A 12,324-nucleotide genomic window follows, 5' to 3' on the forward strand; every position below is an offset into this window, starting at 1 on the left:
TAAGATAGGGCAAATGTGGGTTTAACGTCCTATAATCAGGACTTAATTTTGTCCAATTCCTGTAAAAGCTGGTGATTTAAGATTTTAATGTATGTGCCTTTCATCCCTAATGATCTAGTTTCGATTACTCCGGCACTTTCCAGCTTACGCAGCGCGTTTACAATAACTGAACGTGTGATGCCTACTCTGTCCGCAATTTTGGATGCGACAAGCAGGCCTTCCTTGCCATCCAGCTCCTCAAAAATATGCTCCACTGCTTCGAGCTCACTAAACGACAAAGATCCGACCGCTACGGCAACGACAGCACGGCTGCGAACCTCCTGCTCAATTTCCTCTGTCCGCTCGCGCAAAATCTCCATGCCTACAATCGTAGATCCATATTCAGCCAAAATAAGATCATCATCATCGAATGTGCCCGACAACCGGGTCAGCACCAAAGTTCCTAGACGATCTCCCCCGCCGATGATCGGCACGACCGTCATAATTTCTTGATCGCCTAACCTAGGGAAAGTTTCATAAATGCCAGGATCAGGCTTAACATTTGTCATCGACTCTTGCATATCAAGAAAACGGACATTGCTCTCCTGAGGAAAACGAAGCTCATCTGCCGATAACGTTCGCATAAAATCATGATCATACGCATCAACAGCAGAACAGCCAAGTATTTTCCCTCTGCGACTAACGACAAACACATTCGTCTGAATCGTTGTGCAAAGCACTTCCGCCATTTCCCTGAAGCTGAGCGCCTTGCCGGCCGCACGCTGCAGCAAACGGTTTAGCGTTCTTGTCTTTGTTAGTAAAGTCATTCTATTGCCTCCCAAAACTCATAACAACTACAGTATATATTGACTCAAATCGCGGTTTTGTGCAATGCTTCCCAGCTTTTCCCGTACATATTCCGGAGTAATCGTCATTTTCTCGAGTGACAGCTCGGGCGCTTCGAACGAAAGATCCTCCAGCAGCTTCTCCAAAATGGTATGCAGACGCCGTGCACCAATATTTTCGGTATTCCGGTTTACGTCTGCGGCAATGGATGCCAGCTCATGAATCGCTTCATCCGAAAACTCGATTTGGATGCCCTCAGTCTCTAGCAAGGCTGCATATTGCTTTGTTAAAGCATTTTTAGGCTCCTTCAATATGCTTACAAAATCATCCAGGCTAAGACTCGTCAGCTCGACCCGAATTGGGAAACGCCCCTGAAGCTCAGGAATCAGATCGGACGGTTTTGCGACATGGAATGCGCCTGCAGCAATAAATAGCACATAATCGGTTTTGACGGGGCCATACTTGGTCATGACCGTTGAACCCTCTACAATTGGCAAAATATCTCTTTGAACGCCTTCTCTAGAAACATCCGGGCCTGAACCGCGTGAAGGGCTGGCGATCTTATCAATCTCATCTATGAAAATAATGCCGGATTGCTCAGCTCGTGTTATCGATTCCGATATGACATCATCCATATCGATCAGCTTATTTGCTTCCTCTTGGGTCAACACCTTGCGCGCTTCCTTGACAGGCAGCTTGCGTTTCTTAGGCTTCTTCGGCATCAGCTGGCCGAACAGCTCCTGCATATTCATGCCCATGCCTTCAGGTCCCTGACCAGATAGCATATCCATCATATTAGGCGAGGAATCCTCTACCTCAATTTCAATCACATCATTTTCAAGCTTGCCTGCAGCCAGCTGTTCCTTGATCTGCGAGCGTTTTTGATAAAGCTCATTTTCTACCTCAGGCGCTTCCTTCGGCTCATCCGCTTGCTGTTGATTGCCAAAGAGCATCTCGAATGGATTTTTTGAGGACTTGGCCTTTGTGGAAGATGGCGCCAGCAAAGTAACGATCCGCTCGTTAGCGAGCTTTTCGGCGCGATCTTTTACCTTTTCGGTTTTTTCGGTTTTCACCATACGAATCGCCGTTTCGATGAGGTCGCGGACCATCGATTCAACATCGCGGCCGACATAGCCTACTTCCGTAAATTTTGTCGCCTCAAGCTTTACAAAAGGGGCTTTGACCAGCTTCGCCAAACGCCTAGCTATTTCCGTTTTACCGACTCCGGTTGGTCCAATCATCAAAATATTTTTCGGAACGATTTCATCGCGCAGCGTTTCATCGAGCAAACTTCTACGGTAACGATTGCGAAGCGCAATGGCTACTGAACGTTTAGCCGGCTTTTGTCCAACGATATACTTATCAAGCTCCGCTACGATCTGACGCGGCGTCAGTGCATCATTTCCCATTATAAAATCCCTCCGATATCTATTCTTCGCTATGGCATTCCGAAGCTTATCCGTCTATTCCAAACAGCATTATGATTTATACGATTTCTTCTACGATAATATTATTATTCGTGAAAACGCAAATTTCAGAAGCGATCTCAAGCGACGAACGCGCGATATCCTTTGCTTCCATCTGGGGGGCATGGCGCTTGAGCGCTCTAGCCGCCGATAAAGCAAAGCTGCCGCCTGAGCCAATCGCTAAAAGTCCATCATCCGGCTCGATAATCTCGCCATTGCCCGAAATTAGCAGCAAACCGGTTTTGTCCATCACCAGCATCATAGCTTCCAGCCTGCGCAGCACGCGATCCGAGCGCCATTCCTTCGCAAGCTCAACAGCCGAACGCTGCAAATTGCCATGATGCTCCTCCAGCTTCGCCTCAAACTTCTCGAACAAAGTGATAGCGTCTGCAACCGAGCCTGCAAATCCTGCGACAACTTGGCCACGGTATAGCCTTCTCACTTTTTTTGCTGAATTTTTCATGACCATGCTGTTCCCGAAAGTTACCTGTCCGTCTCCGGCAATCGCGCCCTTCCCTTCATGACGAACTGCACAAATAGTCGTTGCGTGAAATTGCATTTCCATTGCGTTGCCTCCTCAAGGTTCCATATTGAAAATAGAATGCCATGCCATCATTACGAAATACTATTGCAAATGTTCCCGTTTAAATTGCTCAATGCCTTCTAGAGCCCGATTTGCAATCATTTCGTTCTTTTCTTTCTTGCTGCGAATCTTCTTCTCAAGCGGCGGGAACAAGCCAAAGTTAGCATTCATCGGCTGAAAATGCTTAAAATCTGCAGTCGTAATGTAGTTAGCCATACTTCCAAGCGTTGTATGCTCAGGCAGCACTACCGGCTCAAGGCCACGCGCTAGCTTAGCAGCATTAATGCCGGCGATTAATCCAGATGCCGCCGATTCCACATAACCTTCAACTCCAGTCATCTGACCAGCAAAGAAAAGGGTGTCGCGATTGTTAAGCTGGTAGGTCGGCTTAAGCAGACGCGGCGAATTGATAAATGTATTGCGGTGCATCACACCGAACCGTACAAACTCCGCGTTCTCAAGGCCAGGAATTAGCGAGAACACGCGCTTCTGCTCGCCCCACTTCAGGTGAGTTTGGAAGCCGACCAAATTATATAAAGTGCCAGCGGCGTTGTCTTGGCGAAGCTGAATAACCGCATGCGGCAGCGTGCCTGTATGCGGATTAACTAAGCCTACCGGCTTCATTGGTCCGAACAGAACCGTTTGCTTGCCTCTGCTTGCCATAACCTCGATTGGCATACAGCCTTCAAAGTAAACTTCCTTTTCAAAATCTTTAACTTCAGCTTTCTCAGCCGTCGTCAGCGCCTCATGAAAAATTTCAAATTCCTCTTCTGTCATCGGACAGTTCAAATAGGCTGCTTCCCCTTTGTCGTATCTGGAAGCCAAATAAACTTTATTCATATCGATTGAATCTTTTTCTACGATCGGAGCGGCGGCATCATAGAAATAAAAGTACTCCTCGCCAAGCAGCTCTTGAATTTGGGAGGATAAGCCCGGTGCCGTTAACGGGCCAGTTGCAATGACGACGATACCATCAGTTGGAATCTCCGTAACTTCCTCATTGCGAATCTCAACTAATGGATGCTCATGCAGCCTGCGCGTTACTTCACCCGAGAATCCGTCGCGGTCAACGGCAAGCGCTCCGCCTGCCGGCACAGCATGCAAGTCGGCGCAGCTTAAAATAAGCGAGTCCAGCTGGCGCATTTCTTCCTTAAGGACGCCTACAGCATTGGTAAGTCCATTTGCTCTTAGGCTGTTGCTGCAGACAAGCTCAGCAAATTGATTGGTATGATGGGCAGGCGTTTTCGTGACAGGGCGCATTTCGTATAAAACGACGGGCACTCCCTGCGATGCGATTTGCCAAGCGGCCTCGCTTCCTGCTAGTCCAGCTCCGATGACGGTTACTTTTTGTGGTTGTGACAAAATGTATTCAATCCTTTCGAAATATAATTCACATGGCTATAACTTCGCTGCACTTTATTCAAAGAAACCCTCATTGTATCTGCTACTCATTTAGCTACACTGCACTTTATACAACAGAATTACTTAATTCATCTTAACTCCCACTTTAAAAAACGGATTCCATTGCAATTATGCAACGCAGTCCATCTTACATCGTGTCATGTTAGGTTTCTGTTGTGCTTTCTGCAATGGAGAAGCCTCGCATTACAATTTAGTCGTTTTGTATGGTCATTAAGAAGCAAAACCGTTGTCAACACGTTTCATCATTTGTTAGCTTTCTTATCGAGGCTCTAAAACCTAATCGAGCAAATAATCATATAAAGCAACATATAGACGTTGGTTAAACCCTCCTAAATTTAGGAGGGTTTAATATGATTTAACTGCCCGTTTAACAACGGTGTCCTCCCTATTGCAGGGAGGACGAGTACAGCGTTATCATTCGTTTGCAGGCTGGCTAATGAGCGATACCTGTGACATGTTGTGTAAAATACCTCACATGGCTTGTTAATCCGTATCCGTACCTTGCTCATCCTCGTCCAAAACCTCTTCGGAATAGTCGCAGGTCGGGCAAAGCAGCTTCACCCCGCTGCGATTGCGCTTTTCTACGAGCTTGGAATCGCATTGCGGACAAGGCTTATTCGTTGGTTTGTCCCACGATACGTAATCGCAGCCAGGATATTGATCGCATCCGTAGAAAATACGGCCCTTCTTGCTCCTACGCTCAATGATCTTTCCTTCGGCGCATTTCGGGCAAGTTACGCCGATGTCCTTGACGATCGGCTTCGTATTGCGGCATTCCGGGAAGCCGGAGCATGCTAGAAATTTACCGAAGCGCCCCATTTTGTAAACCAAATGGCGTCCGCATTTCTCACATAACTCATCCGAAACTTCATCTTGAATCTCAATTTCCTTCATCTCATCCTCGGCTACTTCCAGCCGCTTCTCGAAGGATTCATAGAAATTGGCAAGAACCTTTACCCAGTCCTCCGTGCCTTCCTCCACATGGTCAAGGTTGCCTTCCATGTTGGCTGTAAATTCGGCATCGAGAATTTCAGGGAAAAATTCCTCCATAAGCTGTATGACGAGATCACCAAGCTCTGTTGGCATAAATTTTTTCTCTTCCATTGCAATATAACCGCGCTTCTGAATCGTCTCAAGCGTAGGAGCGTATGTACTTGGACGTCCTATGCCCAGCTCCTCAAGCGTCTTCACAAGCCGAGCCTCCGTAAAACGCGGTGGCGGCTGAGTGAAATGCTGTTTCGGATCAACAGATTCCGAGCTGATCACATCGCCAGCAGCGAGCGGAGGCAAAAATTTATGTTCTTCAACCGTGCCGTCGTCATTGCCTTCCACGTATACCTTCATGAAGCCTGCAAACTTCACTTTAGAACCGGTAGCTCTGAACACAGTCTCGCCAGCTTGCAAATCAACTGTCATCGTATCCAGCACCGCAGATTGCATCTGGCTCGATACGAAGCGCTCCCATACAAGCTTGTATAAACGAAACTGATCGCGACTAAGAAAAGGCTTCATTGTTTCGGGATCACGCAAAATGGATGTTGGACGGATCGCTTCATGCGCATCCTGCGCGTTGCTATTTTTCTTCGTATATACACGCGGTTGTTCAGGCACGAATGGCGCACCATACTTTTCCGTAATGTACTCCTTCGCTTCCTCTTGCGCGATTGGCGAAATACGAGTGGAATCCGTTCTCATATAGGTAATTAATCCGACGGTTCCTTCTTTGCCAAGCTCTACGCCTTCATAAAGCTGCTGTGCGACAGACATCGTCTTAGAAGCTCGGAAGCCCAGCTTCCTTGCCGCTTCCTGCTGAAGCGAGCTTGTGATGAACGGCGGCGCCGGATTGCGCAGGCGCTCCTTCTCTCTCACGTCAGATACGGTAAACTTGCTACCCTTCATCGCGGCGAGCACTTCCTGAACCTCAGCTTCCTTGCCAAGCTCGCGCTTATCGCCATTAATGGAATAATATTTTGCATCAAAAGGGATTCCGGAATGGCTCAGCTTCGCAGTAATCGACCAATATTCTTCTGGCACGAAGGCATCGATTTCATTTTCGCGATCAATGATAAGCTTAACCGCAACGGACTGCACCCTGCCGGCCGACAAGCCCTTTTTCACTTTTTTCCATAGCAGCGGACTGATTTTGTAACCTACCAAGCGATCCAAAATACGTCTCGCCTGCTGTGCGTTGACAAGATCCATATTAATTTTGCGCGGCGTTTTAAATGCATCCTTAACCGCTTGCTTCGTTATCTCATTAAATACGACGCGGCAAGTATCGGTTTCATCCAGCTCCAAGTAATGTGCCAAATGCCAGGCAATCGCTTCTCCTTCGCGATCCGGATCGGCTGCTAGAAAGACATGTTTCACTTTTTTGCTGGCATCTTTCAATTCCTTAAGGATGCTGCCTTTGCCTCGAATTGTTATATATTTTGGATTAAAATCATTATCAACCTCGACGCCGATCTGGCTTTTGGGCAAATCGCGAATATGTCCCATGGAAGCTTTAACGATATATTTGCTGCCTAGATATTTGCCAATCGTTTTGGCTTTTGCGGGTGATTCGACGATAACTAAAGAATCTGCCATGTAAGGCGCCTCCTCTCTCCATTGCAAGCTATAAAGCAATATATATTGATCCGGGCTGCAATTCAATTTTGCGTTTTATACATAAATTTAGCAGAAGTGCGTTCAAATGTCCAAACGGAATAGCTGATAGCTCGTGCAATTCATTGATAGATAATGGCTGATCCCTCAAAAAAGCGATCAATTTGCTCTCCTCCAGCGTCAGCTGGACGCTATCTGCCTTCTGTTTGGCATCGCTCGTTTTCTCTGCATCCTTGTACGCTTCTAATGCAGCCGGCAGCCAATTCAGCTCATCGATAATGTCATGTGCGCTGCTTATCAGCTTGGCTTCGCCGCGCTTAATTAGTTCATTTGGACCCTCACTCTTAGGCGATGTGATCGGTCCTGGTATGGCGAACAGCTCACGCGACATGTCAGAGGCGTGCTGAGCGGTAATAAGAGAGCCGCTCTTTGTTGCGCCTTCTACGACGACGGTTCCGACAGATAAGGCAGCGATAATCCGATTGCGCTGCGGAAATTGTCCCGGATGCAGCGGTGTGCCGATGGGAGTTTCAGAGACTAACAAGCCGTGCTCCGCGATTTTGTGAAATAAAGACAGATTCTCTGGCGGGTAACACTTATCAATCGGTGTCGGCAGAACGGCTATCGTTCCTCCCGCTTCGTAGAGAGCCGCTTCATGCGCTTTGCAATCTATACCTCTCGCTAAGCCGCTGACAACTGTCAACCCCTCAGAGGATAGCTCCTGTGCAAGCGTAGCCGCTGAATGCCTGCCATATGCGGTTGGCACTCTCGTTCCAACAATCGCAATGGACGGTCGCTGCAACAACTCTAACCTACCTCTGGCATATAAGACCCAAGGAGGCTGAGCAATTTCTCTCAATATCGTTGGGTATGCCAAATCATAGGGTGTTAACGCAACTGCATTCAATCTAGTTACTGCTTCATCCCGGACCTCAGCAAGCATCCATGACTGTTCAGCATAACGCTCCGCAGCTGCGTTTGCTTGGCCGCGATGCAAGCCTATCACAAGTAAATCCTCTATACTCCATAATGGCTTATTCCAAAATTGATGCCGGACGGCCTTCTGAATAGCATGCCATCCAATGCCGGGAATTTCATGCAAAGCCATAATCATTTGCCTGCGAATATCGTTGTTTTGTTCCATCCTCGTCCAACCCCTTCTTCAATAGGGCTGGCCTGCATACTTATCTATTGTGCGTTACACAGCATAAGAATGCAAGTCAACCCACAAAATAATGGCGACCGGCAACAAAAAAAGCAACCTTCCAACGCCCGTTATCGGGTAGTTGAAAGGTTGCTTACCTTGTATGGATCTATTTCATTATTTACGCGTAATGCATTTTTCGAGCAAGCCTTGCTCTTCAAGAACGCTAACAAGCGTTGAACCCATTTCCGATGGCGTTGGCGCTACTTTAATGCCGCAAGCTTCAAGCGTTGCGATTTTTTCAGCAGCTGTTCCTTTACCGCCAGAAATGATTGCGCCTGCATGTCCCATCCGTTTGCCTGGAGGCGCTGTAGCGCCGCCGATGAAGCCGACAACCGGTTTTTTCATGTTGGCTTTAATCCACTCAGCAGCTTCTTCCTCTGCCGTACCGCCGATTTCACCAATCATGATGACCGCATAGGTATCAGGATCTTCATTGAAGAGATTCAAAATATCGATGAACTCTGAGCCTTTAACAGGGTCGCCGCCAATACCTACCGCTGATGATTGTCCAATTCCGCGAGTCGTCAATTGATGAACCGCTTCATAAGTCAATGTACCTGAACGAGAGATAACGCCAACATGTCCAGCTGTATGAATGTAACCGGGCATAATGCCGATTTTGCACTCATCCGGCGTAATGACGCCTGGGCAGTTAGGTCCGATTAGAACGGTTTTGCTGCCGTCCATGTAACGTTTAACTTTTACCATATCAAGCACTGGAATGCCTTCTGTAATACAGATGACAAGATCCAATTCAGCGTCAACCGCTTCCATGATCGCATCGGCAGCGAATGCCGGTGGAACGTAGATTACCGAAGCGTTAGCTCCAGTAGCAGCTTTAGCTTGAGCAACCGTATTGAATACAGGCAATGATACGAGCGTGCCGTTATCAAGTGTAATGTCAACGTTCGTGCCACCTTTGCCAGGTGTTACGCCGCCTACCATTTGCGTGCCGTATTCTAATCCGCCTTTGGTATGGAACAAGCCAGTAGCGCCTGTAATACCTTGGGTAATGACTTTTGTATCTTTATTGACCAAAATGCTCACTCTTAACTCACATCCCCTGAATGAATTCGTATGCAGCCTAATGCCGCACAGCAAGTTATCTTATTTCACGAGAGCGACAATCTTCTGCGCGCCGTCCGCCATGGAATCCGCAGCCACGATGTTCAATCCCGATTCTTTCAAAATGTTTTTGCCGAGGTCTACGTTCGTACCTTCTAGACGAACAACGAGCGGACGGTCAAGACCGACTTGCTTCGCTGCTTCGACAACGCCATTAGCAATAACGTCGCAACGCATGATGCCGCCGAAAATGTTAACGAAAATACCTTTAACCTTCTCATCGGACAAAATGATTTTGAATGCTTCCGTTACCTTCTCCGCTGTAGCACCGCCCCCTACATCTAGGAAGTTGGCAGGGTCGCCGCCGTAATATTTGATAATATCCATTGTCGCCATCGCAAGGCCTGCACCGTTAACCAAGCAACCGATGTTGCCGTCAAGGGCGATGTAGCTAAGGTCGAATTTGGACGCTTCGATTTCTTTTGCGTCTTCTTCTTCCAAGTCGCGGAGCTCAACGATATCTTTGTGACGGTAAAGAGCGTTGGAATCGAAGTTAAGCTTCGCATCAAGTGCAATAACTTGTCCGTCGCCAGTTACGACAAGCGGATTGATTTCTGCAATGGAAGCGTCTTTCTCTACGAATGCTGTGTAGAGCGAGATCATAAATTTAACCGTTTTGTTAACAAGCTCATTTGGGATGTTGATCGCATAAGCCAATTTGCGAGCTTGGAAAGCTTGCAAGCCAACAGCTGGATCAACGATTTCTTTGAAAATTTTCTCCGGGGAGTGCTCGGCTACTTCTTCAATCTCCGTGCCGCCCTCTTCCGAAGCCATTATAACGACGCGACCTGTACCGCGGTCTAATACAACGCCGATATAATATTCTTTTTTGATGTCGCAGCCTTGCTCGATCAGAAGACGTTTTACTTCTTTGCCTTCTGGACCAGTTTGATGGGTTACGAGCACTTTGCCTAAAATTTCGCCAGCGTATGCGCGTACCTCGTCGATACTTTTTGCTACTTTAACTCCGCCCGCTTTACCACGGCCACCTGCGTGAATTTGTGCTTTCACGACAACTACCGGTGTTCCGAGCGCTTTAGCCGCTTCAACAGCTTCGTCTACGGAGAAGGCTACTTTACCTTCTGGTACGACGACACCATACTGTTTAAGGACCGCTTTCCCTTGATACTCATGGATATTCATTGTTGAAATCCTCCATTTCACAGACTGAAATCAGTCATATGTACACAAACCTCTATTATTGTAGCACCTTTCCCCATCCGTTACCTTATTTTAATACATAATTAATACGGCTTTTTTGATATGGGTTTCATCTCAAATTGAGATTAAATGAGTAAAGCCTTGTGCGGCGGCCATTTAACGGTGCTTTAAACTACGCCATCTAGTATGACCCAAAGCGCTTCTCTATACCCGAAACATTTTATACATTGACAACTAGAAGCAGCCTCCTCTATGATATTGGCAAATTCAAATTTGCAAACGGAATCGTAAGGAAGCACCTTCATCCATCATATTGGGGGTGCTTTTTGTCATGTTTAGTTTAATTCAGAGTGCAAGCGTATACGGGGTAGACGGCAAAGGGATATCGGTTGAAGTTGATATTGCAAGCGGACTGCCGCAGATCAGCATCGTCGGCCTGCCCGATCCTGCCGTCCGCGAGTCTGTTGAGCGAGTCAGGGCTGCGCTCAAAAATAGCGGCTTCACCTTTCCGATGGACCGGATTACGGTTAATTTAGCTCCCGCCGACCTGCGCAAAGAGGGGACATCCTTTGATTTGGCTATTGCTGCAGGCATCTTGACAGCAAGCAGCCAAATTAGCGCTGCTCTCTTCGAAAACACGATTCTATTAGGCGAGCTTTCGCTTAACGGTAGCGTTCGTCCGGTAGCTGGCGTATTGGCGATGCTTGAACAAGCAAAGCGACTTGGGCTTACGCGTGTTTTGCTGCCTATCGGCAATGTTAAGGAAGCAAGCTGGATCTCCGGGATGGAGCTGTTTGCTTTAAGTCATTTGAATGAGCTTGATATACACAAAAAGAAACAAGAAGGCTGGGCGCATATTCGCGTCGTTCACGCTAATGATCCCATCTATAATCCGAGCAGCTCTGCTGCTGTCTTGGATGGTCACGGTAATACCGGAGATTACGGGGACGTCATCGGTCAGCATCAGGCCAAACGCGCGATGCTTATCGCTGCCGCCGGCAAACATAATATTTTGCTGAGCGGGCCTCCAGGCACGGGCAAAACGATGATGATTAGAAGATTGCCCGGCATTTTGCCGGCCCTTAGTGAGGAAGAAGCGCTTGAGGTGACGAAAATATACAGTGTGGCAGGCAAGCTGCCGAGCAGCTCTCATGGCCTCCTTACGCAGGCTCCCTTCCGTGCTCCTCATCATACGATTTCATCCGGCGGCTTAATCGGCGGCGGCTCTATACCGAAGCCCGGAGAAGTCACGCTTGCACATCGCGGTGTGCTATTCCTAGATGAATTGCCTGAATTTCCAAGGCAGGTGCTAGAGGTATTGCGACAGCCGCTAGAGGACCGAATCGTCACGATATCCCGCTCCAAGGCTGTGTTCCAGTTTCCCGCCAGCATCATGCTCGCCGCTTCGTACAACCCGTGCCCTTGCGGTTATTTCGGTCATGAATACGGAGATAAGCGCTGCACCTGCAGCTCATCCATTATCAGCAGGTATCGATCCAAAATATCCGGCCCATTGCTCGACCGCATCGATTTGCAGCTGGAAGTTCCACGTCCGATTTCGCTCGATAATGCCGCCTCTGGTCCATCGTTGAACACTGCTCAGATGAAGGCGCTCGTAATGAATGCCATAGTCTTTCAGAATGCCCGAAGCGAGGATTCCAATTCCAAACGAATGGGTGAATTAACGGGTGCTGCCCTCCGTAAATCAGTAAATATTAAGCCCGATGCAATCAGCCTCTTAGAGCATGCGTTTGATGCGCTAGGCATCAGCATGCGTGCGTATGATCGTATGCTAAAGCTTGCACGGACCATTGCCGATCTTGAAGCAAGCGATTCGATTTCGGCAGAGCATGTTGCTGAAGCTATTCAGTATCGTGGTCTCGATAAGCAGCAGCCGTGAACATATAGAAAGGGCTTTCCCTGCAGGT

At 47.9% G+C, this 12,324-nt stretch carries 9 protein-coding genes; 1 reads left to right on the forward strand and 8 read right to left on the reverse strand.

Annotation, left to right across the window (positions count from 1 at the left end):
- Positions 1 to 35 precede the first annotated feature (35 nt).
- The 8 genes from codY to sucC form a co-directional block, all read right to left on the reverse strand.
- Positions 36 to 806: a GTP-sensing pleiotropic transcriptional regulator CodY gene (gene codY / locus HI950_RS06545; RefSeq protein ID WP_169083087.1), complete on the reverse strand. Its 771-nt coding sequence runs from the start codon at positions 804 to 806 to the stop codon at positions 36 to 38.
- Positions 807 to 833: 27 nt separating this feature from the next.
- Positions 834 to 2,234 carry an ATP-dependent protease ATPase subunit HslU gene (gene hslU / locus HI950_RS06550; protein WP_169083088.1) on the reverse strand — a complete coding sequence of 467 codons (1,401 nt, stop codon included), beginning with the start codon at positions 2,232 to 2,234 and terminating at the stop codon, positions 834 to 836.
- Between the two features lie 76 nt (positions 2,235 to 2,310).
- Positions 2,311 to 2,856: an ATP-dependent protease subunit HslV gene (gene hslV / locus HI950_RS06555; RefSeq protein WP_169083089.1), complete on the reverse strand. Its 546-nt coding sequence runs from the start codon at positions 2,854 to 2,856 to the stop codon at positions 2,311 to 2,313.
- Between the two features lie 60 nt (positions 2,857 to 2,916).
- On the reverse strand, positions 2,917 to 4,236 hold the full coding sequence (gene trmFO, locus HI950_RS06560) for an FADH(2)-oxidizing methylenetetrahydrofolate--tRNA-(uracil(54)-C(5))-methyltransferase TrmFO (RefSeq protein WP_169083090.1): 1,320 nt from the start codon (positions 4,234 to 4,236) through the stop codon (positions 2,917 to 2,919).
- A gap of 543 nt (positions 4,237 to 4,779) precedes the next feature.
- Entirely contained in the window at positions 4,780 to 6,885 is a 2,106-nt protein-coding gene (topA, locus tag HI950_RS06565) for a type I DNA topoisomerase (RefSeq protein ID WP_169083091.1), read from the reverse strand.
- A gap of 28 nt (positions 6,886 to 6,913) precedes the next feature.
- Positions 6,914 to 8,047, reverse strand: coding sequence for a DNA-processing protein DprA (dprA, locus tag HI950_RS06570; RefSeq protein WP_169083092.1), 1,134 nt, complete (start codon positions 8,045 to 8,047; stop codon positions 6,914 to 6,916).
- Between the two features lie 177 nt (positions 8,048 to 8,224).
- Positions 8,225 to 9,157 carry a succinate--CoA ligase subunit alpha gene (gene sucD / locus HI950_RS06575; RefSeq protein WP_053375706.1) on the reverse strand — a complete coding sequence of 311 codons (933 nt, stop codon included), beginning with the start codon at positions 9,155 to 9,157 and terminating at the stop codon, positions 8,225 to 8,227.
- A gap of 60 nt (positions 9,158 to 9,217) precedes the next feature.
- Positions 9,218 to 10,378 carry an ADP-forming succinate--CoA ligase subunit beta gene (gene sucC / locus HI950_RS06580; RefSeq protein WP_169083093.1) on the reverse strand — a complete coding sequence of 387 codons (1,161 nt, stop codon included), beginning with the start codon at positions 10,376 to 10,378 and terminating at the stop codon, positions 9,218 to 9,220.
- Between the two features lie 349 nt (positions 10,379 to 10,727).
- Between sucC and HI950_RS06585 the strand changes: the two genes are divergently transcribed.
- A complete protein-coding gene (locus HI950_RS06585) occupies positions 10,728 to 12,296 on the forward strand; it encodes a YifB family Mg chelatase-like AAA ATPase (protein ID WP_169083094.1) in 1,569 nt (522 codons plus the stop codon).
- The last annotated feature ends 28 nt before the right edge of the window (positions 12,297 to 12,324 follow it).

The organism is Paenibacillus sp. PL91 (genome assembly GCF_012935325.2).
Taxonomy (GTDB): Bacteria; Bacillota; Bacilli; order Paenibacillales; family Paenibacillaceae; genus Pristimantibacillus.

Coding starts and splice junctions, on each gene's coding strand:
- codY (WP_169083087.1), bottom strand. CDS start 806: ATGACTTTACTAACAAAGACAAGAACGCTAAACCGTTTGCTGCAGCGT.
- hslU (WP_169083088.1), bottom strand. CDS start 2,234: ATGGGAAATGATGCACTGACGCCGCGTCAGATCGTAGCGGAGCTTGAT.
- hslV (WP_169083089.1), bottom strand. CDS start 2,856: ATGGAAATGCAATTTCACGCAACGACTATTTGTGCAGTTCGTCATGAA.
- topA (WP_169083091.1), bottom strand. CDS start 6,885: ATGGCAGATTCTTTAGTTATCGTCGAATCACCCGCAAAAGCCAAAACG.
- dprA (WP_169083092.1), bottom strand. CDS start 8,047: ATGGAACAAAACAACGATATTCGCAGGCAAATGATTATGGCTTTGCAT.
- sucC (WP_169083093.1), bottom strand. CDS start 10,378: ATGAATATCCATGAGTATCAAGGGAAAGCGGTCCTTAAACAGTATGGT.
- HI950_RS06585 (WP_169083094.1), top strand. CDS start 10,728: ATGTTTAGTTTAATTCAGAGTGCAAGCGTATACGGGGTAGACGGCAAA.